This is a genomic window from Streptomyces tauricus, assembly GCF_014650955.1.
Taxonomy (GTDB): Bacteria; Actinomycetota; Actinomycetes; order Streptomycetales; family Streptomycetaceae; genus Streptomyces; species Streptomyces tauricus.
Genome location: NZ_BMVY01000058.1, coordinates 1 through 23317, shown reverse-complemented (window position 1 = coordinate 23317; position 23317 = coordinate 1). Strand labels below are relative to the sequence as shown.

The window sequence follows — 23317 nt, the reverse complement described above, 5'->3', positions numbered from 1 at the left end:
CAGCGGACAGGGCACCCGGTGGAGTCAGCCCGGGCCGAGGAAACTGAGAGGGCCAGCCGGAGACCGGTCGGCGCACGCGTGAGGCGCCGCGGTGTCGTTGAATCATGTACCCCGACCAGGCCCCAGGAGATGTCCTGGCTACCGCGTTTTGGGGCCCGTGTTGGACCTGACCCGGCTGGTGGTCAGCGAACTGGTCACCAACGCCCGCGCTGGCATCGCTCACCGAACGGGCCCGGGCCAGAGGAACCCCTTCGGGCCTGGGCATCGCGGCGTACGCACGAGGGCTGGTGGAGGGAACGGGGAACGACTACCGGGATGCGATCGACCGTCTCACCGACACACCACTGCTCCCGTACCGGGCCAGGGCCCACCTTCTGTACGGGGCATGGCTGCGGCGGCGGGGCCGCAGCCAGGGCGGCCGGCCCCGTCTGCGTACGGCGCACGAGTTGTTTTCCGGCGCCGGGTTGGAGGCGTTCACCCGGCGGGCCGCCGACGAGCCGCGCGCCACGGGGGAGACTGCGCGCAGCCGCACCGGTTTCGCCCGCGACCAACTCACCATGCGGGAACTGCACATCGCGCGGCTGGTCGCCACGGGTGCGACGTCGAAGGAAGTGGCCTCGCGGCTGTTGATCAGTCCACGCACCGTGGACGCTCACGTGCGCAGTGTCTATCGCAAGCGCGCTCACCCATAACGACAGGGCGAACCATGGCGCGCATCCTCTTCTGTGGAACCGGGGAAACCAGCTGATCCGGATCCTCACCCACCAAGCCCGCCCGGAAACGGTCGAATCGACGCGGCCGTCCGAAGATCACAGTCTGCGGCGCCCGCATTGCTGGCTCGAAACCCCGGGCGGAAAGCCACAAAGTCACAAACGTGGGAGTGTCACCGGGAGTCTGGGAATCGTGCAACACCCGTACGGGAAATGGGATGTGTGAAAATCCTTACACGCACTCAAGGATCTGCCTGAATACATTCTTCCTATGACATGTGCGGACTCGGCGACACCGCGGGGCATCTCGTCCGGCGGTGAAGACGACGGACCTATGCAATGGGGGAACGCATACGGCCGTACGCCACTTCCGGTAGTCGATGGGGACAGACCGGCTCGAACATCCTGGTCAGGAAAAGTCCAATACTCATGACCCGACCCGAGGAAAGGTGGCCTACTGTGGGAGGCACTAGCTGCCACGGCCGAGTTACTGGCTATGGCACCCATTTGGCCCCGTGCCCCCGGGTCGTGTTGTGGCCGACCGAAAGCAGGCTGGAGCCGTATCACTGACACAACAGTTTCGGCCGACGCCCTCCCCTGCGTTGCGCCGGGACGCATGCCGCGCCCTCCCTGGCGGATGATATCGATGAGGCGATTGCTCACCTCGGGTGGCGCAGGTGCGGAAGCGGCGGCCTGATGGACATGAGCGCAACCCTGGCCCGTATCCTTCGTGATCTTCCCGACGGAAGCGGGGCCGCACTTCTGGGCGGTGACCCGGTCCGGTGCGCCCGTCTGCTGGGCGTGGACGGAATCGCGGTGTCACTGGGAACCGACGGGGCACCGACCGAGCTGGTGTGGTCCACCCCCGGCCAGAGCGCCGCACTGGAGGATCTGCAGTGCACCCTCGGTGAAGGTCCGGGCTTCGACGCATACCGCCACCGCACCCTGATCGCCATACCGGATCTTCAGCAAGCAGCTACGCACCGGTGGCCCGCCTTCCTGCCAGAAGCCGGAGAGCTCGGCCTAGGCGCACTCTTCTGCTTCCCCCTGCACCTCGGGGCCGTCTCCCTCGGAGTCCTCACCGTGCAGCGCACCAACCCCTCCACCCTGGACCCCGTCCAAACCAACGATGCGCTCATTCTGGCTGCCGCCATGACCGCGGCACTCATCCGCGACAGCGGACAGCGGGCGTCCTTCGCCCGGGCCGAACCCCACACCTCGCTTCACCGTGCCGCCGTGCACCAGGCCACAGGCATGATCAGCGTCCAGGCCAACGTCTCCCTCACGGAGGCCATGGCCCTCCTGCGCGCCCACGCCTACCGCACAGAGAGACCTCTTCTCACTGCAGCCGAAGACGTGGTGTCGCGGCGACTGCACTTCCGAGACAATCGAGACGGGACGGCCACCCCGTCCGGGAACAAGGACTGAGGACGATGACAAGTCAGCAACGCGTGCTGAACATCTTGGTGGAGGCCGTGGACACGCTCACCGACGACTTCGACCTCATCGAGTTCCTGCACCGCCTCTCCCTCCGATGCGTCGAACTCCTCGATGTCGACGCCGTCGGTCTGATGATCGTCGATCAACATGACGAACTGCAGCTCATCGCCGCCTCCGACGAGAAGACGCACCTCCTAGAACTCTTCGCACTGCAGCACGCCCAAGGTCCCTGCGTCCGCTGCTACCACAGCGGTCAGGCACAACTCAACATCAGTCTCACCACCAGTGCCGCCACCGCAGGCTTCGGCCCCTTCGCCGCCCGCGCCCGGAAAGCTGGGTTCACGACCACACACGCCCTGCCGATGAAACTGCGCCACCAAGTCGTCGGCGCCGTCAACCTCTTCAGCACCAAGATCAACCGTCTCAGCGCATCCGATATCCAGATCGGCCAGGCCCTCGCCGACCTCGCGACCATCGCCATCCTCCAACAGCGCACCATCGAACACAGCCACACCGAAAAGGCACAGCTCCAGAGCGCTCTGTCCAGCCGTGTCGTGATCGAACAGGCCAAGGGCATCCTTTCCGAACGGCAGGGCCTCGGTCTCGACGAAACCTTCGACTCGATGCGCGCCTACGCCCGTCCACGTCACCTGCGCCTGACCGAACTCGCCCAGCAGGTCATCGACAACACCTTCGAGGGCAACATCGCGCCTGCCGAGATCCCCGAACGGCCATAACACCGTGTCCTACTTGGTCAGTTTGCGGAGGCGTTTGTAGCAGTAGAGGCTCGCTGTGAGACCGAGTAAGGCCATGTAGTTGCGAGGGTTGCGCTTGTAGCAGGGGCTGAGGCGGCGGTCGCCGGTCAGCCAGGACACCGTGCGCTCGATGACCGACCGCCGGCGTCCTAGACGTTCGCTTGAGTCGATTCCCTTTCGAGCGATACGGACGCCGACGTGAGGTGGTGCAGCCATTGCCGCAGCGTCGGGGAGACCTCCACTTGCCGGAACTGCGGAGCTGCCGGTCAGCCGCCGGTTCGGACCGCAGATCGCGTCACTGGCCAGCTGCCCGGCCATCCGGCGCCCTCAACAGGTCCATGGAGCCGACCCCAACGGCCAAGTGGCGGCACTGCTGTTCGATGACGCCACAGCAAGCGGTGTCGTGCCGACCTTCGAACGCGTGGCTGCCGCCATCGTCCTTGAGGACATCCTCCTCAAGCGTACGCCGCGTGTGCTGGGCGCGCGGCAGAGCCGGGGAACCCCCTACCCGCAGTCAATCTCCTGCCACATACCCGACAACGCCCCGCCCAGCCGCCCATCACCCACCGCGCCCTGATCGACGCAGTCCGCGCGGCAGGCACCCAGTGGAGATCCAGCGCGGATAGCCACGAAGTGGCCACGGAGCTGTGGAACGCCCTGCGCGCGTCCTTCACACTCCGGACCGGCGAAGGTCTACCGGCGCTCGGCCGCCTGGAAAGGTCTGCCTCTAGCCCCGGCGGCAGAGTACGGATCATGCTGCGCAGCTTTCTCGCCCATGGGCCCACATTCGACGAGGCGAACTGGAGCATGATCAGCGAGCAACTGACCGTCCAGATGGAACTGCTCGCCAACCAGTCTCTGAAACTCGTCGGTCTGGAGTCCACCCCGGCCGCCGGGGCAGCCACCGCAACAGGCGACATCCTCAAAGGCTCCACCAAAGCGCCAGTGCCGCGAGCAGAGGCGGGCGGTGCGGGATGTCGGTACGGGTCAGGTACTTGTACAGCGTGCGCGCGATGCAGCCTGTGCCGGGGCGTAGTGCATCCGCCATGACCTTGTACTCGAAGGTCAGGGAACGGAACACCACCGAACAGCTGAAGCGCAGCAACAACCACAGTGGCACCGTGTCGTCCGCAGAGGGCCGGTAGGTCCGGCGGCGGCCCGACCTGCGCTGGTAGAGGATCCAGTACAGCTGAGCGATGCCCCGTACCCGCGATCTGGCAGGTACGGGGCACCCGCGCAACCGGCTGAGGCAGTAGCCGGCGAGGTTGCGCAGCGATCCTCCCCCGGCTCCTGCCCCTCCGGAGGGGATAGGGAGGGTCAGGAGCCGGGGTCCGGGGCCCTGAACCGGCCCCCCTCCTGCAAGGGGCCGTCCCTGTCCGTGTCTTCCGGTAACGGCCGCGGACCGGATGCGGACGTAGGCGCCATCTACGCCTGCCGCAGGACCACTTCGTACGCCGACGGACACAACCACTCCGGAGCCTTCCGCGGGCAACAGCCGGAGCGATCTCGGAGCCATGCCCTCAAGACTTCGCGTCGCCAGCGCCGTCGGCTTCTCTTCGCGTCCCGGTAGCGAGGCGATCGGCGAGCACGGCTTCGTCCACGTCCAGGGCGCGGGTCTGCACCCGTAACTGCGCACACGCGGCCGACGCACCAGCCGGGCCCGGACGGATGTCATCACAAGCCGGCTGGCAGCACCCGCACTGCCGTCATCGGATGAGGGTACGCAGGACAGTGGTGCCGGCACCGGCCACGGTCAGTCCGGTGCGGCCGCGGTGGCCGGGTGCGCGCCGGACACAACGGTGAGAGTGGCGATCACGGGGCCGATGACCACGGCAGCGTGCAAGGACACCAACGGCGCGCTACCGAGGGCGAACACGAGGCCGCACTGCCCCGCGGGTTGGGACGGGGCGAGCGGCGGGGACAGTCTGGGCAGGCTGATTACCGTGGTTGAGGCGCGGACCTCGCGCACCCATTTCATGTTGTTCCTGTTGAACAAGCCCCTGCAAGGCATCGCCTTAGCTTGTTCCTTATCGTCGGCCGTCACGCAGAGCGACGATAAGGAACAAGGTCAGAAGCAGTGTCAGCCCCTGCACTGTGACGCTCCGTGGCTGGTGGCGCTGTGCGCCATCTATCGAATTTGCGGCACCTCGAAGCCTCAGAAGCGTCAGATGGCTTCGCTGTAACCCCGGATCGTGGCTTCTTGGGCAGCGTGCCGGATGGCTCTGATGGTGGGTTCGGAACGTCTTCGCCGCAGCCAGGCGAGGGCGGATGTGGAGGGGGTGAGATCGACTACATCGATGTATCTGATGCCCGCACGTGGAAAGTACTCACGGGCGGCGTTCGGCAGGAAGCACATTGCCTCTCCGGCGGCCACCGTGTGCAGCAATGATTCCATGTCGGTGACTACCGGCCCATAGCTGACGCGGCTGCCGTCGGGGCGGGGATCGACCGCCCAGAAGTCCCACCACAGTCGCGGAACCTGCTCGGGCATGTCGACCACCGGAACGCCGGAGAGCTGAGCTAGCGTGAGGCGGGGCAGGCTCGCCAGGGGATGCCCGGTGGAGAGGCAGGCCACGCGTGGCTCCGTGGCCAGGTGGTGCAGTTCGATGTCGTCCGTCACCGGAGGACGGACGAAAACCACGTCGGCCTCCTGCTGTGCCAGCGCGGCGAGGTGGTCGCCGAACGCGAGGTTGACCAGCTGCACGGTCGTTTCGGGGTGGCGGTCTTGCAGGAGGCTGAGTACGGCACGGGTGTGCGCCATGGATGCCTCGGCTCCCATGGTTCCCACGACGAGTCGTCCGGAGACCTGTCGCAGCTGCGCGTCGGCTACGCGTCGCAACCGGTCGACCGCCGTGACCGCCGCGCGGGCTTCGGGGAGCAGGGCCTGCCCTGCCTCGGTGAGCGTGAGCGTCCGGCTCGTGCGCTCCACCACGCGTACCCCCAGACGTTTCTCCAGCTCCCTGATCTGCTGGCTCAGTGCCGGCTGCGTGATGAACAAGCGCGCGGCAGCACGCCCGAAATGGAGTTCCTCGCTCAGCATGAGAAAGAGCCGAAGCTGATGAACGCTCGGTTCCTTCGATACGGACACCCCCACAAAGAAGCCCCCTTTCACTCTCCAGCGTGCTGCGATAAGGAGCATGTTATCGATCACCAGGCATCCTGTGCCCCTGGTCCGATGACACCCCTGTGCTGACCATGTGATAGTCGACGGCGTCACTGATCAGCCTGACGGTCCACCAGCTCTGAGCAGGGCTGGTGACCGGTTCCTCCGGCAACGCCCGGGGACTGTCGCCTGCTGGTGGCACGGGCGCTCCTAACAAAGGGCCCTCGCCAGCGGAAGCGCTGGACAACATTCCCCCTCAACGAGGAGAAGTAAATGCGTAAAGCCGTACTCGGCCTCTTCGTGGCACTGGCCGCGGTGCTCGCGATGGCACCGCTTGCCGGTGCCGACCAGACCCAGACCGTCGCCTGCTGCGGAGGCACGCCGGGCCAGCCGTAACGGGACCATCGCCAGCGGAAGCACTGGGGCAAGTTTCCCTCTCTACAAGGAGAAGTAGATGCGTAAAGCCGTACTCGGCCTCTTCGTGGCACTGGCCGCGGTGCTCGCGATGGCACCGCTTGCCGGTGCCGACCAGACCCAGACCGTCGCCTGCTGCGGCGGCATGCCCGGCCACGGGTAACAGGGCCCTCGCCAGCGGAAGCGCTGGACCAAGGTTTTCTCCTCGGCAAGGAGTTGTGATGCGTAGATCCGTACTCGGCTTGTTCGTGGCACTGGCCACGGTGCTCGCGGTGGCACCCTTCGCCAATGCCGACCAGACCCAGACCGTCGCCTGCTGCGGCGGCGGGCCTGGCCACCCGTAAAAGGCACTCACTAGCTCGATTTGTGTATGAGGGCCCGTCAGCTTGCTGGTGGGCCCTTTACCCTCGTTCAGCGCGGACCAGTCCGAAGCTGACCTCACCCGACCATAGGGTGCGGGGCACTGCACGCCTTCCGCGAAGCGCCCCGAGCCCATCAGCGTAGGAGCGGGCCTGGCTGTCAGCCGGCGGCTGGCGTCTTGCGTGTCCCGGTCGGCGAGCTGGGCGAGGACCTGCTCCGGCTCAAGACCGGTGCTGACGGCGATCGCGCGCGGCCGGCGGCTGGCGTCGGCGGGCAGCCACACCTGCGCCTTCAGCTCAGCTTGTTCCTTGTCGTCGGCTGTCACGCAGTGTCGACTGTCACGCAGAGTGATCAGCGTCTCGGAGCGCTTGACGGTCTTGCCCACGTCGTAGCGGGTGGCGGGGTGCCGGTTCTTGGAGCCGGGTGGTCGTCCTGGCCCCGGCCGGGTGGGTTTGGGTGCACGGGCCGGACTGCCGAGGCGAGGGCGGATGTTTCTGAACCCACGTCGGACGCGGGTCGGGGTGAGCGAGGTGCCGGTGCGGGTGGTCTTCTCCCAGGGCTTGCGCTGGTCGGCTGCGAGCGGGAGCGCGAGGCGGAGTTGGGTGTGGGCTCGCGATGACGAGCCAGGTCCACCGGTCCGCGGCCTGCGGGTCGCGTAGCCGGGGGCGGGTCCAGCCGAGGGACTGTTTGAACAGGTGGAACGTGTGCCCCAGGTCGAATCTGCGCAGGTAGCAGGACCAGATGAAGTCGGCATCGTCCGGGGTTGTGCCGGTCGCGGAGGACCATAGCCAGACCGGTGGCGCGTCCCTGTCGCCGGGCAGGTGGACGATCTTGAGACGGATCAACGTGCCCTTACCTAGGCGGAGTTCGCCGTCCAGTTCGATTCAGGCCGAGCGGCGGCTGAGCCGGGGGTGGACCCGGTCCCAGGCGCGGGCCTCGGCCTTGCCGTAGCGGGGCGTGTCGTTCATGGTCATCACCGCCGGCTCCGGCCAGGTCTCCGGCTTCGCCAGGCGGAACTCCGGTCCGTGTTTGGGTGGCCGGCCGCCCTTCGGGTCGTAGACGCGCGGCGGCTTCGCCAGCCGCAGGACGCGGTCGTAGCGCAGGCGTCCGACCAACTCGACGGGCAGGTCGGACAGGAGCCAGGCCAGGCGCATCACGTCGTAGCCGCGTCCATCACCCCCAGCACGTCCCGGTCTCCGGGCTGCCACTGGCCCGCACGGATCAGACGTTCCACGACCTGCCTGAGCTGGTGGGTGGTCACCGCGATCGCCTCGTCCTCGGGCCCGAGACGGACCGCGTCCAGCACCGCCGTCCACGAGGTGCGATCCGGAGTGAGCGCGGCGACGAACGAGTAGGACCAGCCCGGGATGATCTGCGCGGCTGCTTTGGAACGGCCGTGGACGGGGCAGAACAGTCGCTCCGGCGAACAAGCCGCGTCCGAACGCAGCCACGGGGAGACGTCCACGGTGAGCACGATCCGCTCGCCGAAACGTGGCATCGGCAGCGATATCAGCAGGTCACGCAGGGCATCGGCGTCGAGACGGCCGTGGTTCAAGGCCCGCTGATCCCGCTGGTCAGGCATGAATTCCGGCCGTCGCGAAACCCTCGACCCGTTGCCGAACGAGTTGCCGTGGCGGTGCTGGCCGAGGAGGAAGTGCCTGCCGAGGTGGCCGTCGGGGTGTCGCAGGGGAGCCAGCCGGGCGGTGGCATGCGGTGCCGCGTCGGGAGACCGCGGCCGCGGCCGGGAGCCTGTCGGTGAAGTGTCAGTCGGTGAGGGCCTCCGCCGCGCAGGCTGTCGCCTCATCTCGGAGCCCTTGCAGACCTCGGCTTCATCTACTTGGACGGCGACTTGATCGGCTTGGACGACGACCAGGGGTGATCCCGTCTTATCGCCCGTTAGCAAGGCCACCTGCGTTCCATGGCCGACCAACGCCGGACTCTTCCCGCAGGGCCTGCTCGCCGCGCGGGGGCGGCCATCAATGGCTGCACGGCCGGAGGCCAGCATGTGAGTTTCATGTGAGTCAGAGGGTCCCCCGGCGCAGCCTGCCGGGTCTTCGCAGGTCACAGGCTTGGCATTCCCATGTGACGTTCATGTTCGTCCAGATCCGGTTCACGGCGGCGGCGGACAGTGAGTGGTGCACGCGAGGGCCGCGTGCACCACCGCCAGTCTGGAGTCTCGATGATCGAAGTACGTGGCCTGTCAAAACGCTATGGCGAGGTCCTGGCCGTGGACGATCTGACGTTCGCTGTCCGGCCTGGGGAAGTGACGGGGTTCCTGGGGCCCAATGGTGCCGGCAAGTCGACCACTCTGCGGATGATCGTGGGCCTGGACGCCGCCAGTTCCGGGACTGCGACTGTGGGTGGGCGGCCGTACGTCGCGCAGCCCACGCCGCTGAAGGAGGTCGGGGCGCTCCTGGATCCGGGCGCGGTGCTGCCCAGCCGCACCGCGTATCACCATCTGCTGGCGCTGGCGGCCGGCAATGGGATCCCGAGCGGCCGGGTCAAGGCGGTGCTGGCGGAAGTCGGCTTGGAGAACGTGAGCCGCCGACGTGCGGGGACGTTCTCCCTCGGCATGCGTCAGCGGTTGGGGATCGCGGCGGCTCTGCTGGGTGATCCTCCGGTGCTGGTCTTCGACGAGCCGCTCAACGGGCTGGACCCGGAGGGCATCGTGTGGATCCGCTCGCTGATGCGCAGGATGGCGGCGGAAGGACGCGCGGTTTTGATGTCGAGCCATCTGATGAGCGAGATGGAGCTGACTGCCGACCACCTCATCGTCATCGGCAGGGGACGGCTGATCGCCGACACCTCGATGAAGGGCTTCATCGAGGCTCACTCCGAGCGTGAGGTCTTTGTCCGCAGCCCTCAGGCCGAGGAACTGCGCGGCATGCTCGGTGCAGCCGTTGAGGTGCGGACCGAGAGCAGCGACGCTCTGGTGGTGACGGGCTTGGAGGCCGCCGAGATCGGCGCGCTGGCGTCGGCCAACGGAGTGGAGCTGCACGAGCTTGCTCCGCGCCAGGTGTCGCTGGAAAGGGCGTTCATGGATCTGACCCGGGATGCGGTGGAATACCAGTCGGAGAAGGAGACGAGCCGATGACACGTTCGACCACGCAAACCTTTAGGGCGACGAAAGCCCGCCGGCGCCCGCTCGTACTCCGTCTTCAGCCGCGACCGCGTCGTGCGAGGGACGGGAGGGCGACCTTCCGGCACTGCCTGCACGCCGAGTGGATCAAGATTCGTACGATGCGGTCGACGTTGTACGTGATCCTGGGCACCCTGGCGTTCTGCCTCGGACTCGCCGCGTTGAACGGTTCGTCCGCCGGCAGCGAGTTCGCGGACCTGAGCCCCGCGGACCAGGCGTCGTTCGACCCGCTGGCCACCAGTCTGCGCGGCTACCTGCTCGCGCAGATCGCGCTCGGTCTGCTGGGCGGTCTGGTCATCACCTCTGAGTACGGCGCGCGAACGATCGGCCCCACTCTGATCGGGGTTCCGCAACGGGCACGGGTGCTGGCATCCAAAGCCGTGGTGCTGGTGGGCGTGGCACTCCCGGTCGGGATCGCGGTGTCGCTGGCCGGGTTTGTGGTCGGGCAGGCGTCGCTGTCCGGGGCGGGCGCTCCGCACCTGGCGCTCTCCGACGGCGTGGCGTGGCGCGGCATCTTCGGTGGTGGCTTGTACCTGGCACTGGCCGGGCTCTTCGGACTGGCTCTGGGAACGGTGATCCGCTCCACGACGGCCACGGTGACCACACTGTTCGGGGTGATGCTGATTGTTCAGGCATTCGCCCCGGCCCTGCCCGGAGAACTGGGCGACTGGGTGTCGAAGTACTGGCCGCCGATCGCGGGCGGACAGATCATTACCAGCTATCAGGACCCCGCCCTGCTGAGTCCCTGGGCAGGGGTGGGCGTCATGGTGGGGTCCGTGGCGGTTCTGATGGTGGCGGCATTCACTGTCTTCCGCAAGCGTGACGCGTAGCGGGGCGGGACAGTGAAGACAGAAGATCATCGGTCGAGGACAGGTGCCATGGCGACGACACAACGACTGCTGCTGGTCGAGGACGAGCCCACGCTGTGTGAGCTGCTGTCCGCCAGCTTGCGGCTGGCCGGCTTCGAGGTGACCGCGGTCCAGACGGGCGGCCAGGCCCTGGAAGCGGTCCGCGACGACCGACCCGATCTGATCGTCCTCGATGTGATGCTGCCCGACCTCGACGGTTTCGAGGTGGCACGTCGTCTGCGTGAGGACCCTTACCGTCTGGGAATCGGGCAGCCGCCGATCCTCTTTCTGACCGCCCGGGACGCGACGGAGGACCGCATCAGCGGTCTGCGGGCAGGCGGGGACGACTACGTCACCAAGCCCTTCAACCTTGAGGAACTCATCCTGCGCATCCAGGCCGTGCTGCGCCGAACCAGCGGCCGTCGGCCCGATGGGCTCCTGGTGGTCGACGACCTGCAACTCGATCCCGACAGCCACCAGGTGACCCGCAGCGGCCGGCCGGTGCAACTGTCTCCGACCGAGTTCAGTCTGCTGCGCGTGCTGATGGAAAACGCCGGCCAGGTCCTGTCCAGGCATCAGCTTCTCGACCAGGTCTGGCACTACGACTTCGACGGTGACGACTCCATCGTCGCGTCCTACATCAGCTACCTGCGCCGCAAGATCGACATCGCGGAACCGAAGCTGATCCACACGGTGCGGGGAACCGGCTACGTGCTGCGCAGGTCCCGCGCGTGAGTACCGCCTCCCCGCGCCGGCCGATCAGCCAGATGTCGCTGCGCGGGCGGGTCGTGGCCATCACGCTGTTGCTCGTCGTCACCGCCCTGCTGGCCAGCAACGCCGTACTCGTCACCCTGCTGCAGCGGCAACTGGTGCACCAACTGGAAGACCGGCTGCGCGCCGCTGCCGCGACGGCGGCGCGGCTGTCGAACCTGGAAGACGTGCCCGGTGAGACGGCACCGGAGCTACGCGAGGCAGTGGAGCGCGACCTGACGGGCGACGTCTATGTCGCCTACCTCGATTCCGAGGGGCAACTGCGGCGTACGCTGCGTCCGGCTACGCACAGCACCCCACGTCTTCCCGTCCTCGACACAGCGGCGGTCACCGTCCACGAACAGCGCCCCTTCCAGGTGGCGGCCCAGGGCGACGGCGAAGAGTGGCTTGTCATCGCTACTCCTTTGACCCCGACTCAGGACAGTGAGGCGGGCAAGGGCGGCAGCGTCGTCGTGGCCGGTTCCCTGGCTCCGGTCCATACGACGATCCGGCACCTGGGCGTGTGGATGCTGGTGATCGACGCGGTGGTGCTCATCGGGTTGGGCGTCGTCGCCTGGTTCGCGGTGCGGGCCGGCTTGCGGCCGCTGCGGCGCGTGGAGAAGACGGCGGCTGCCATCGCTGGCGGGGACCTGTCCAGCCGGGTTCCGCAGCCGGCCTCCCCGCGCACGGAACTGGGCCGGTTGTCCGCCGCCCTCAACGGCATGCTGGACCGCATCGAAGCCGGCGACGCCGCCCGCGCGGCCACCAACGCGCGCATGCGTACCTTCATCGCGGACGCCAGCCACGAACTGCGCACCCCGCTGTTCGGCATCAAGGGCTTCACCGAGCTGTACCGGATGGGCGGCATGCCCCAGCGTACGGACGTCGATGCCGCCATGAGCCGTATCGAACGTGAAGCAGCCCGCCTGGTCCGCATCGTCGAGGAACTGCTGCTGCTCGCCCGGCTCGACGAAGACGCCTCCGCCGATGCGCATCTGACCCTTCGCCTGACTCCCATGGACCTGCGCACCCTGGCCGCCGACGCCCTGCACGACCTGCGGGCCATGGCACCCGACCGTCCCGTCACCCTGACCGGCCCGGGCGGCGGCCCGCCCGGTGGCGCCCCGGTTCTGGGCGACGAGTCACGCCTGCGACAGGTCACTTCCAACCTCGTCGGCAACGCCATCGCCCACACCCCGCCCGGCACGCCGGTACGCATCGGCGTCGGCACTCTGCAGGACCGGGCCGTCCTCGAACTCAGCGATGAGGGACCAGGGATGACAGCCGAACAGGTCACCCACGTCTTCGACCGCTTCTACCGTGCCGACACCGCCCGCGGCCGCACACAGACCGGCGGTGCCGGGCTCGGCCTGTCCATCGTCCGCTCCCTGGTGACCGCTCACCAAGGCCGTGTCGAGGTGTGCTCTCAGCCTGGGGAGGGCACCACGTTCCGCGTCCTGCTGCCGTTGTATTCCGACAGCTCCGTCGGCCATTCCTGAGATCGCCCGAGCCCGTCGGTCCGCTGTCGCGGACAGCGGGGTGGTAACCGACACACCGAGCACTTTCAAAAGAACCGATGGCGTGCTCCGCCAGGGTGCCGCCGTCCTGTTCTGCGCGGCTTCCTGCCGTTCATCGCAGGAGGACTACCGGCGGGATATCACACCCCCGGCCGGGCCCTGCTTGTTTTTGAGTACAAGGGATCGTCGATGCGGCCGACGACGCAAATACGGCCGGCCCGGCAGGGTGAATGACGTTCCCGATATCCAGATATGGAGATGTCTTTCATGGCGACTTTCTTGCATCGGGTGGGCCGCTGGGCCTTCCGAAGGCGCCGCACCGTGGTGCTGGCCTGGGTGGCCGTACTGGCTGCTGTATTTCTCGGGGCCTCCAGCGCATCCGAGGCGTCGGAGGACTCCTCCTCCCTGCCCGGCATCGAGTCCCAGCAGGCATTCGACCTGATCAACGAGCGGTTCCCGGGCGCCGAAGCGGACGGTGCGGAGGCCCGCATCGTGTTCGTCGCGGAGCACGGCCGGCAGATCACCTCCGCCGCCGGCCGGTCGGCCATCGGTGAACTCGTCACAGCGGTGGCCGACGGGCCGCAGGTCGCCGACGCGGCCAGCCCCTTCGACACGAACGCGGTCAGCAAGGACAAGTCGACCGCGTACGCCACCGTCACCTACAAGGTCGCCGGCGACGATCTCACCGACGCCAGCAAGACGGACCTGACCAAGGCGGTCGAGCAGGCCCGGGACGCGGGCCTGACCGTCGAGGTCGGCGGCTCCGCGCTGGAGACCGAAGCCGCGCAGGGCTTGGGTGAGGTACTCGGCGTTCTCGTCGCCGCAGTGGTTCTGCTGATCACCTTCGGCTCACTCGCCGCCGCCGGCCTCCCCCTGCTCACCGCCATCCTCGGCGTCAGCATCAGCCTGGCCGGAATCACCGCTGTGAGCAGTGCCTTCGGATTCTCCTCGACGGTCGGTGAACTGGCGATGATGCTCGGCCTCGCCGTCGGCATCGACTACTCCCTGTTCGTGGTCTCGCGCTACCGGGAGGAGCGGGCCAAGGGACACCAGGCGCAGGAGGCGACGGCCCTGGCCGTGGGTACGGCCGGAAGCGCGGTCGTCTTCGCCGGACTCACCGTCGTCATCGCTTTGCTGGGTCTGTCCGTCATCGGCGTCCCGATGCTCAGCAAGATGGGCATCGGCTCGGCAGGCGCCGTCATGGTCGGAGTCCTGATCGCCCTGACCGCGGTGCCGGCACTCCTGGGCTTCTGGCCGAACGCGGTGCTCTCACGCCGTGACCGCAAGGGCGGACGCCGCTCCCGCACCAAGATCCTCAGCCTCGTCGGCAGGACCAGGACGGCCGGTACCACCACGAAGGCCCCCCGGGGCGTTCGCTGGGCGCAGTTCGTGGTGCGCCGCCCGCTACCCGTCCTGCTCCTGTCGGTGATCGGCCTCGGAGCGCTCGCGGTGCCGTCGCTGGACCTGCGGATGGGCATGCCCGGCGATGAGGCCAAGTCGACCGCGACCACCGAGCGCCGCGCCTACGACGCGCTCGCCGAGGGCTTCGGCCCGGGCTTCAACGGCCCGCTGACCGTGGTGGTCGACGTCAAGGAGGCCAAGGACCCGCAGGCGGCCGTGACAGCGGTCTCCAACAAGCTCACCGGCACCAAGGGAGTCGTCTCCGTCTCCCCGGCACGGTTCAACGAGGCCAAAGACACAGCGGTGATCGCCGCCGTCCCCTCAACCGCACCCACCAGCCGGCAGACGCAGGACCTGGTGCACACCATCCGCGGCGAGCGCGGTGCGGTGGAGTCCTCCACCGGCGCCGACTTCAAGGTCACCGGCACCACCGCCCTGAACATCGACGTGGGCCAGAAGATGCAGGACGCCCTCATTCCCTATCTCGCGGTCGTCGTCGGCCTCGCCTTCCTCCTCCTGGCCCTGGTCTTCCGTTCGATCCTGGTGCCGCTCAAAGCCGCGCTCGGTTTCCTGCTGTCCGTCGGCGCTGCCCTCGGCGCGATCGTCACGGTCTTCCAACAGGGCCACGGAGCAGGCCTCTTCGGCGTCGACGAAACCGGCCCGATCATGAGCACCATGCCCATCTTCCTGGTGGGTATCGTCTTCGGCCTCGCCATGGACTACCAGGTCTTCCTCGTCTCCCGGATCCGGGAGGCACACATCCACGGAGAAGGGCCCGGCCAGGCCATCGTCACCGGATTCCGGCACAGCGCCCAGGTCGTGGGGGCAGCAGCACTGATCATGATGGCGGTGTTCGGCGGGTTCATGACGGGCGGTGAATCCCTGGTCAAGATGGTCGGTTTCGGACTGGCCAGTGCCGTCTTCTTCGACGCCTTCGTCGTCCGTATGGCCTTTGTGCCCGCGGTCCTGGCGCTCCTCGGCAACCGGGCATGGTGGCTGCCGCACTGGCTGGACCGGCTGATGCCCCGCGTCGACGTCGAGGGCGAAGCACTCACCCAGCAGGTCGCCGCGCCGAAGGATCTGCCCGCCGACGATCCACGGGCCTCCGTGACGGTCTGACGCACGTACCGACCGGGCCGCTCCACCCCAGTCCCGGAGCGGCCCGGACCTGCCTCCACTCCGTCCACTTCCTCACCCCACGGTCACGGCACTGCTCGGAGAAACCATGGTCACCCGCCTGCGACGCCGCGTCGACCGCCATCCCCGCCTGGTCGAAGCGGCCTTCCTCCTGCTGGTCTACGCGGCCACCAGTAACCAGTACCGCCGGGCCGGCGACGACACCCTGTGGTGGCCGGGCTTCGCCCTCGCGGCAGTCACCTGTACGAGCCTGCTGGCGCGCCGCCGACACCCCGGCGCCGTTGTCGTCCTCACCACCCTCGGCACCACCGCCGCAGGTGCCCAGGGCAGCACCTTCGGACCCCTTCTGCTGCTCCCGGTCATCGTCGCCCTGTACGAACTGACTCTCCAGGTCTCTCAGCAAGCCATCCGTCTCTACGGTCTCCTGGTTGCCGTCATCCTCGTGCCCACTGCCCTGCGCTGGGATGCGGAGGACGAGCCCTGGGCGAACGAGGCGGTGAGCCTGGCGTTCTGGATCCTGCTGCCCATCCTGCACGGACTGGCCGTGCGAGCGCGCCGCGCGTACATGGACACCGTCCGCACACGCGCCGAGGACGCCGAACGCACCCGCCATGAGGAGGCACAACGCCGCGTCATCGAAGAACGCGTCCGTATCGCCCGGGAACTGCACGACGTGGTGGCCCACCACATGGCCCTCGCCAACGCCCAGGCCAACACAGCCGCCCACCTGTTGTCCACCCGTCCCGCGCAGACCGGCCGCATCCTCACCGAACTCACCGGCACGACCACGGCAGCGCTGCGCGAACTTGAGGCAACCGTGGGCCTGTTGCGCCAGCCCGAGACCGCCGAGGAATCGCTGAACCCCGCACCTGGACTCGACCGGCTCCCCGACCTGGTCGCCGCCTTCGCCGCCGCCGCACTGCACATCACGATCACTGTCGAAGGCCCCGTGAAGCCCCTGTCGGCCGGGGTGGACCTGACCGCCTTCCGGATCGTGCAGGAAGCGCTCACCAACGTTGCCAAACACGCCGCGGTGAACACGGCACATGTCCACCTCGCCTACGGCCAGGCACAGTTGACGATCACCGTGAGCAACGACAGCAGTCCGATCACGCCCCCGCGGGCGCCCGGCGGAGGCTTCGGCCTCCTCAGCATGCGAGAACGCGCTCAGTCCGCCGGGGGCAGCCTTCGTGCGGGGCGCCGCCCGGAAGGCGGCTTCGCCGTCACAGCCGAACTTCCCATCAGCACCTGAGCAGAGAGTACGTTCCATGCCGATCCGCGTACTGATTGCCGACGACCAGGCCCTGCTGCGAGCAACCTTCCGGGTGCTGATCGACTCCTGTGACGATATGGAGGTCGTCGCCGAGGCCGCCGACGGCCAGCAGGCCATCACGCTGGCCGGCCTCCACCGCCCGGACGTCGTTCTGATGGACATCCGCATGCCCGGCACCGACGGACTGGCCGCGACCGCCGCCATCTGCGACCAGAGGGAGTTGCAGGACACCCGCGTCCTCATCCTCACCACGTTCCAGACCGACGAGCATGTCGCCCAGGCCCTGCACCTGGGTGCGAGCGGCTTCCTCGGCAAAAGCACCACTGCCGACGCCTTCCTCGACGGCATCCGCACGGTCGCCGCCGGTGACGCCCTGCTGTCACCCGTAGCCACCCGCTCACTGATCAGCCGCTTCCTCGCCCTGCCCATGACCGGCTCCGTCGCCGCTGCCCCCGAACGATTCAGCAGCCTTACTCCGCGAGAGCGCGAGGTGCTGGCCGTGGTCGCTGAGGGCAAATCCAACGACGAGATCGCCGACGCACTCTTCCTCAGCCCCCTGACCGTCCGCACCCATGTCCAGCGGGCCAAAACCAAGACGGGCGCCCGCGATCGTGCGCAACTCGTCGCCTTCGCCTACCAGTCCGGCCTGATGCAACCGCCGCGGTGACAGACGAGGCGACCGGTGCCTTTCACCGACCCCCCAGCGACGCCGCCAAGTCGCCCAAGACCTCGCCCTGTCCGCCACCGCCCCTGCACGCCGCAACAGGGCTGCCATGCCTTGTCCGGACTGCCGCTCTCACAGGCCCAGGCATGCCCTGTCTCTGACCGATCAAGCCCACCCAGAAGAGGGGACACAAGGCATCGTGACTCACCTACGCGTCGTCCTGACCGGAATCCTCCTGTCCGTCGTAGTCCTGACCGCCGCCGTCACCGAGACCCGTCAGGACAGCGACACCGCTGGGGACAGCAACCTGCAAGGCCCCTATGTCGCCCTCGGTGACTCCTACACCTCCGGTCCACGCATACCAGCGCAGAGCGGCAAACCCGCTGGCTGTGACCGCTCCGACCACAACTACCCGGCACTGCTCGCCGCCCAGCTCAAGCTCGAACCGGGCATGTTCCGCGACATGAGCTGCAGCGGCGCGACGACAGCGGACTTCACCTCGCCTCAGTCCACCGACGACGGCCGCAACCCCGCACAGCTCTCCGCCCTGTCCCGCCGGACCCGGCTCGTCACCGTCGGCATCGGAGGCAACGACATCGGCTTCGGCAGCATGCTGACCCGCTGCCTCACCATGGGAGCGGCGTACAAGCTCATCACGCGCATCAAGGACGTCTCGGTCGACGCTCCCTGCCGAGAGCGCTACGTCGAGGACGGCACCGACAGTACGCAGCAGCGGATGACAGCGCTGAGAACAGTACTGTCCGACCTGATGCGAGAGATCAGGCGGCGTGCGCCCAGGGCGCACCTCTACATCGTCGGCTACCCCGCGATCCTGCCGCCCGGCGGCACGGGATGCCGACGCGCCCTTCCCCTCGCTCCCGGCGATATCGCCTACCTGCGGGAGACGGAGGACCAGCTCAACAAGGTCCTGCGGCAACAGGCGCGAACAGCCGGCGCCACTTATGTGGACACCGAAACCGAATCCCGGGAGCACAGCGTCTGCTCAGCCCAGGACACACGATGGATCGAGCCCTTGATCCCCAGTAGCCCTGCCGCACCGGTACACCCCAACGCTCGCGGACAACGCGGAATGACACAGATTATCCTGCGCGCCATGAGGGCAACACAGTGAGCTTGGCTGGATCACGTACTGGGAGCCGCAGCGGTCATCGTCATGTCCGAGACCTACGCCCGCGCTCACGGCCACACCCCCGCTCGCCCGCATCCTGGCCACCGCCGAGACCGAGGGCCCAGTGCCAGTCACTGCCACCCGGACCGTCCTGAGCCGGGCCAGCCTGGCCCTGGCCGACGTCGGCGCCGTCGCCGGCAACGAACCCTTTGCCGCCCAGATCCTGGCCTACTGCACCGAACTCGGGCTGGAGCCCGAGCGCATGAACCCGCACGGCGGCTCGATCGCGTTGGGCGAACCCTACGCGCGGGCCGGCGCCCGACTGACCACCACCGCCCTGTCCAACCTGTGCCACGACGACCTCACCACCGCCCTGATCAGCGTCGTCGCCGCGGGAGGCCAGGGCATGGCCATCCTCCTGGAACGCATCTCATAGCCCACCAGCGACACCGAGCCCGCAGATCCGCGCTCTCTGGATGGAAAGCACCGACATCGGATCGCATGGAGCGAAACACCGAACGGCAGCCGGACCTGTCACGGACAAGCGCGACCCACTCCTCCAGATCATGCGCGCAGTAGGCCACCGTCCCCTTGCGCTGACGTTCTTGGCAGGGTGCGTTCTGATCTGGCCCGCTCCCCCGCAAGGGCTCGGCCGGTTAGGAGGTTTCGGCCGCCGGAATGCCCAAACCCAGCTCTCCGAGGGTTCCCGTGAATGCGTCTGTGCCGACCGCCGTCTTCGCGGCATCCGCGGTCCTACTCTGTTCCTCACGGCCTGTGCCAGTCGTTGCGGGACATGACGTTGGTGACACAGGCCGATGTCGGTGAAACCAAGATGCTTCGACGGGCGTCGGTCGGGTAGCGTACGGGCCATGTCGAGTCCTGAGTCGGACAAGGTGGGGGCTTTCGGTCACGCCGTCAGCCCCCTGAACCACTGAGCTCGTAGCAATGTCGTCACGCCGCATTCTGCGGCTGGGCGAGTATGCCTTGGGGCTGACCGCGGTGACGAGATGACCCTCTCGTGCTTGTCCTCACCTCGGAGCCACTCGATGCCTCTCCCGCTGTACCTGCTTGCCATGGCGGTTTTCGCCATGGGCACCTCGGAATTCATGCTCGCCGGCCTCTTGCCGGACATCTCCTCAGAACTCGATGTCACCGTCGGGACAGCCGGCACGCTCACCTCGGCCTTCGCGGTCGGCATGATCGTCGGTGCCCCTCTTGTGGCCGCGCTTGCCCGTAACTGGCCCAGGCGCTCCAGCCTTCTCGGGTTCATCCTCACCTTCGCGGCAGCTCATGCCGTGGGCGCCATGACCACCAGCTTCCCGGTCCTGTTCGCCACCCGGGTCGTCGCCGCGCTCGCGAACGCGGGGTTCCTCGCCGTCGCTCTGACGGCTGCGGCCACGCTGGTCTCACCCGACAGGAAGGGACGTGCGCTGGCTGTGCTGCTGTCAGGCACAACGGTGGCCACGATCGCCGGTGTCCCTGGTGGTTCGGTGCTCGGCACGCTGCTCGGCTGGCGGGCCACATTCTGGGCTGTCGCCGCTCTCTGCCTGCCGGCAGCTCTCGGCGTCCTGAAGGGAATCCCCGCAGGACGGGATGACGATGAGGCGACCGGCAGGCCGGCGTTGCGCGCGGAACTCGCCCAGCTCACACGAATGCGGTTGATTCTGGTGATGCTGCTTGGCGCGCTGGTGAATGCGGCAACCTTCGCAAGTCTCACCTTCCTGGCCCCTGTGGTGACCGACAGCGCCGGGCTGGGCGAGTTGTGGATCTCTGTCGCTCTGGTGCTCTTCGGTGCCGGTTCCTTCGTGGGTGTCACCGTCGCCGGCCGGCTGTCCGACCGGCATTCCGGTCCCGTCATCGTGGTCGGCGGTCCGTTGCTGCTCATCGGCTGGCCGGCCCTGGCGATGCTGGCAGGCGAGCCGGTCGCCCTGTTCATCCTCGTGTTCGTGCAGGGCGCATTGTCGTTCGCGCTGGGCAGCACGCTCATTACGCGGGTCCTCTACGAGGCTGCGGGAGCCCCCACCATGGCCGGCTCGTATGCGACCGCGGCGCTCAACGTGGGCGCCGCCCTCGGCCCCGTCATCGCTGCGTCCACTCTCAGCACCGCAGCCGGGGACCTCGGGCCGTTCTGGGTAAGCGGGCTCCTCGTCGCGGTCGCGTTGCTCATCGCGCTCCCCCTCCTCGCCGCCATCACGGCCGACCCGAGCACCGAGGTGCTCCGGTGACACCTGCGAACGCTCCCTTGAACATCGGGGGACGCCGAAGGCTTGTGGAGCGCTGCAACACCCTTCCGATCGCACACGTCGCCACCGAGGCCGGTGTCTCCCGCGCCCGCCTGTCCAAGGGGAAGGTTCACCAACCGCACGACGGTGACGAGTAGTACGGTCGCGAGCCAGCCCAGAGCCCTGGAATCGTGCAGGCTGTAGCCGGACAGCAGCCAGCGGCCATGCGGCTGGCTGCGTTCGGCGCGGGTGATGCCGGCGCGGTCATGGGTCTCGAACAAGTAGTCCGCAGCGCACACTTTGAGACGGGGTCAGGGCGCTTCACCCAGGCCCCGTCGGCGTGTTTGTAGAGGCGACAGCCTCCCGAGTGTGGGTGCCCTGCCCGCCCGGGTGCACCGAAACCGCAGTCACAGCCGTTTCGGCTGGCGGTCTTCGCTTCGGCGACTGCGGTCGAAGGGGGCCGACTGCGAAAGCTACCGCGCCCCTGGCCGCGATTCGCGCCACGGGCCGTGGATGCCGGCGTCGACTCGGTCGCGGCCTGCCGTGTCGGCGTGTGTCAGGTGCACCCCGCGCCATGTATGACGATGCTCAGCGCTGAGCGTGCCGACAGGGCGGCCGGCGTTTCGTCCACGGGACATTGCCCGACCGATGTTTCGCTTACTGTGCAGCACGCCGGTCCGTTCCGGAGGAAGCATGGACCTCATGCCGACGGCATCAACGGCGGCCCTTCGGTTGGCGATTCGGATCCTGTTGCCAGTTGAGGGCGCCCCGCTCGGCTGGTGGCCCAGACCCTGCTACCGGTCGAGTTCCGGTTTCTTCACGACGGCATGAGGACATGCCTCCTGGTTCGTGATGCCGTTGGCACGAGCTCCTCGGTGAGGCGGTACGGAGCACCAAGACCGAGTCTCGGCCGCCTGAGCGTCTCGGAAGAACCATGTGGCCGCTCAGCTCAGTTGATCTGCCGACTCCTCGCCTGTCATGTGTGCAGGGTGCGAGAGGGCAGGACCCCGTACGCGGCACGGTAGGCGGCGGCGAAACGGCTGGGCTGATGGAAACCCCAGCGGGCCGCGATGCCGGTCACCGTGACACCGGTGCCGGGGTCGGCCGCACGCAGTTCCCGGTGCGCGTGGCCCAGTCGAACCCAGCGCAGGTGGGCGGTGGGTGTGGTGTCGAGGTGACGGCGGAAGGCGTACTGCAGAGCACGAATGGTCACATGGGCCGCGGCGGCGATGTCGGCGACGGTGATGGGCTCTTCGGCGTGGTCGTCGATATAGGCGAGGGCTCGGCGCAGGGTGAGGGAATGGGCGTCGTTGCGGTCCTGCGCCGCCGCGTCGGTACGGGCCGAGTGGGGGAACGCCGCCAGGACACTCGCGGCCAGCATCTGCGAGGCGGCCGAGACGATCAGCGGCTCCTCGCGCAGGACCGGGTCACAGAGCACCTGGTCGCGCAGATGGGCGATCAGGAGCTTCAACTGGTTTGCGGCGGAGGGAGAATGCGGTCGATGGCCGGTCAGCCGCACCGGCGCGCCCGACGGTTCGGCATCGGCGACCTGGTTCAACAGGTGGGTGTCCATCATCGTGACGTTGTAGCGGGCGCTGCGCACGCGGCCCGAGTACGGCTGTTCCGGCGGTGCGAGCACCGCGATGTCACCTGGGCCGTAGGTGTCCTTGACACCATGGAACGTGTTGTCCGCGATCGCGCCTTCGTGCACTGCGCATATGGTGAGTTTGCCGAGCGGCGCCACCGCGTAGCTCATCTCGTAGTTGAAGTCGAGTTCGTCCACGGTGACCGACGGCATGGCGTCGCGGCACATACGGGTCCTGATGCCGTCGGCGCCGCTGTGGCCTATGCGCAGACGGGCGTAGGCCCGGCTGAGGAAGTCCTCCGTCAGGCTCAAGTCGTCGCTGTCGAACACCAGTGAGTTCATCGTTGCCCCTGTCCAGCCGGAAACCGCAGCCACAACAGCTCAGCACCACATGACAGATGGAGAGTATTCGCCAAACGAACGCCGAACAATTGCCCTTAACTGGTTGCTCTCTCCGGCCGTGCGATCGACGGGGTTCGAACAGGAGTCTGGTTCGGGTGAGTTGTTCGGTGTGGGGGCATGGAAGAAGGGCCTCTTGGTAGCTCGCGGATGTCGAGCCCAGCGAGAAGCAAGAAGCCCTGTTGTTGAAGTGTCGCGTAGTCGTGGTTGCCGAGTTAAGTTCGTCCACTCGTGGGTGTGACCGTCTCGCGCACAGGTTCGGGAACGCGGTCGGCCGGCCGGATCGCCGGCCCCGGTACGGCTCGGACATGAGCGATTCCGAGTGGGTCCTGGTGCGGGATCTACTGTCGGTTCCGGGCTGGCCGGCGGGCCGAGGCCGGTGTCCGGAGGGCTACTGCCACCGGCAGATGATCGACCAATGCCACGAAGTTAAGGGCCCATTGACGATGTCAAGGCGGTCGCGAGATGTGG

At 67.7% G+C, this 23317-nt stretch carries 20 protein-coding genes and 2 pseudogenes; 16 read left to right on the top strand and 6 right to left on the bottom strand.

Translation table 11 applies throughout. The features are described 5' to 3' along the window. The first annotated feature begins 287 nt into the window (after window positions 1-287). From IE278_RS40010 to IE278_RS40000, 3 genes are all read left to right on the top strand, one after another. A complete protein-coding gene (locus tag IE278_RS40010) occupies window positions 288-692 on the top strand; it encodes a helix-turn-helix transcriptional regulator (protein ID WP_246571613.1) in 405 nt (134 codons plus the stop codon). 720 nt (window positions 693-1412) lie between these two features. Continuing rightward, the gene (locus IE278_RS40005; RefSeq protein WP_189779939.1) at window positions 1413-2138 is read left to right on the top strand and encodes a GAF and ANTAR domain-containing protein; all 726 of its coding nucleotides are present in this window, start codon (window positions 1413-1415) and stop codon (window positions 2136-2138) included. A 5-nt stretch (window positions 2139-2143) separates the two neighbouring features. Then, window positions 2144-2887: a GAF and ANTAR domain-containing protein gene (locus tag IE278_RS40000; protein WP_189779938.1), complete on the top strand. Its 744-nt coding sequence runs from the start codon at window positions 2144-2146 to the stop codon at window positions 2885-2887. Between the two features lie 9 nt (window positions 2888-2896). On the opposite strand, the pseudogene IE278_RS39995 reads toward IE278_RS40000, so the two are convergent. From IE278_RS39995 to IE278_RS39980, 4 genes and pseudogenes are all read right to left on the bottom strand, one after another. Beyond that, window positions 2897-3094 (bottom strand): annotated as a pseudogene (locus tag IE278_RS39995) (IS5/IS1182 family transposase); the annotation flags it as partial. A 733-nt stretch (window positions 3095-3827) separates the two neighbouring features. After that, complete coding sequence (locus IE278_RS39990; protein ID WP_189779937.1) at window positions 3828-4025, bottom strand: hypothetical protein; 198 nt, start codon at window positions 4023-4025, stop codon at window positions 3828-3830. Between the two features lie 633 nt (window positions 4026-4658). Further along, window positions 4659-4949 (bottom strand): hypothetical protein, encoded by a 291-nt coding sequence (locus tag IE278_RS39985; RefSeq protein WP_189779936.1) that lies wholly within the window; start codon window positions 4947-4949, stop codon window positions 4659-4661. 120 nt (window positions 4950-5069) lie between these two features. Further along, complete coding sequence (locus IE278_RS39980) at window positions 5070-6056, bottom strand: LysR family transcriptional regulator (RefSeq protein WP_373312232.1); 987 nt, start codon at window positions 6054-6056, stop codon at window positions 5070-5072. A gap of 225 nt (window positions 6057-6281) precedes the next feature. Between IE278_RS39980 and IE278_RS43035 the strand changes: the two genes are divergently transcribed. The 3 genes from IE278_RS43035 to IE278_RS43025 are packed head-to-tail and all read left to right on the top strand — an operon-like array spanning window position 6282 to window position 6766. Next, complete coding sequence (locus tag IE278_RS43035; RefSeq protein ID WP_281403215.1) at window positions 6282-6404, top strand: hypothetical protein; 123 nt, start codon at window positions 6282-6284, stop codon at window positions 6402-6404. Between the two features lie 58 nt (window positions 6405-6462). Then, complete coding sequence (locus tag IE278_RS43030) at window positions 6463-6585, top strand: hypothetical protein (RefSeq protein ID WP_265651761.1); 123 nt, start codon at window positions 6463-6465, stop codon at window positions 6583-6585. 58 nt (window positions 6586-6643) lie between these two features. Next, window positions 6644-6766: a hypothetical protein gene (locus tag IE278_RS43025; protein ID WP_281403214.1), complete on the top strand. Its 123-nt coding sequence runs from the start codon at window positions 6644-6646 to the stop codon at window positions 6764-6766. A 368-nt stretch (window positions 6767-7134) separates the two neighbouring features. Here the strand turns inward: IE278_RS43025 and IE278_RS39975 are convergent. Further along, window positions 7135-8340: pseudogene (locus IE278_RS39975) on the bottom strand (NF041680 family putative transposase); the annotation flags it as partial. Between the two features lie 621 nt (window positions 8341-8961). On the opposite strand from IE278_RS39975, the gene IE278_RS39965 reads away from it, so the two are divergent. From IE278_RS39965 to IE278_RS39920, 10 genes are all read left to right on the top strand, one after another. Further along, the gene (locus IE278_RS39965; protein WP_189779934.1) at window positions 8962-9876 is read left to right on the top strand and encodes an ABC transporter ATP-binding protein; all 915 of its coding nucleotides are present in this window, start codon (window positions 8962-8964) and stop codon (window positions 9874-9876) included. Window positions 9877-10022: 146 nt separating this feature from the next. Further along, the gene (locus tag IE278_RS39960; protein WP_246571610.1) at window positions 10023-10751 is read left to right on the top strand and encodes an ABC transporter permease; all 729 of its coding nucleotides are present in this window, start codon (window positions 10023-10025) and stop codon (window positions 10749-10751) included. Window positions 10752-10799: 48 nt separating this feature from the next. Then, a complete protein-coding gene (locus IE278_RS39955; protein WP_189779933.1) occupies window positions 10800-11504 on the top strand; it encodes a response regulator transcription factor in 705 nt (234 codons plus the stop codon). Between the two features lie 32 nt (window positions 11505-11536). Then, window positions 11537-13018: a sensor histidine kinase gene (locus IE278_RS39950; RefSeq protein ID WP_189779944.1), complete on the top strand. Its 1482-nt coding sequence runs from the start codon at window positions 11537-11539 to the stop codon at window positions 13016-13018. A 285-nt stretch (window positions 13019-13303) separates the two neighbouring features. Then, window positions 13304-15556: an MMPL family transporter gene (locus tag IE278_RS39945; RefSeq protein WP_189779932.1), complete on the top strand. Its 2253-nt coding sequence runs from the start codon at window positions 13304-13306 to the stop codon at window positions 15554-15556. Between the two features lie 106 nt (window positions 15557-15662). Continuing rightward, window positions 15663-16826: a sensor histidine kinase gene (locus tag IE278_RS39940; RefSeq protein WP_189779931.1), complete on the top strand. Its 1164-nt coding sequence runs from the start codon at window positions 15663-15665 to the stop codon at window positions 16824-16826. A 16-nt stretch (window positions 16827-16842) separates the two neighbouring features. Next, window positions 16843-17514 (top strand): response regulator transcription factor, encoded by a 672-nt coding sequence (locus tag IE278_RS39935; protein ID WP_189779930.1) that lies wholly within the window; start codon window positions 16843-16845, stop codon window positions 17512-17514. A 196-nt stretch (window positions 17515-17710) separates the two neighbouring features. Continuing rightward, window positions 17711-18643, top strand: coding sequence for an SGNH/GDSL hydrolase family protein (locus IE278_RS39930; protein ID WP_246571607.1), 933 nt, complete (start codon window positions 17711-17713; stop codon window positions 18641-18643). Between the two features lie 121 nt (window positions 18644-18764). Then, window positions 18765-19076, top strand: coding sequence for a beta-ketoacyl-[acyl-carrier-protein] synthase family protein (locus tag IE278_RS39925; RefSeq protein ID WP_189779928.1), 312 nt, complete (start codon window positions 18765-18767; stop codon window positions 19074-19076). 610 nt (window positions 19077-19686) lie between these two features. Beyond that, complete coding sequence (locus tag IE278_RS39920) at window positions 19687-20865, top strand: Cmx/CmrA family chloramphenicol efflux MFS transporter (protein ID WP_189779927.1); 1179 nt, start codon at window positions 19687-19689, stop codon at window positions 20863-20865. 973 nt (window positions 20866-21838) lie between these two features. Here IE278_RS39920 and IE278_RS39915 read toward each other — a convergent pair. After that, window positions 21839-22789, bottom strand: a complete 951-nt coding sequence (locus IE278_RS39915) for an AraC family transcriptional regulator (RefSeq protein WP_189779926.1) — start codon at window positions 22787-22789, stop codon at window positions 21839-21841. Between the last annotated feature and the right edge of the window lie 528 nt (window positions 22790-23317).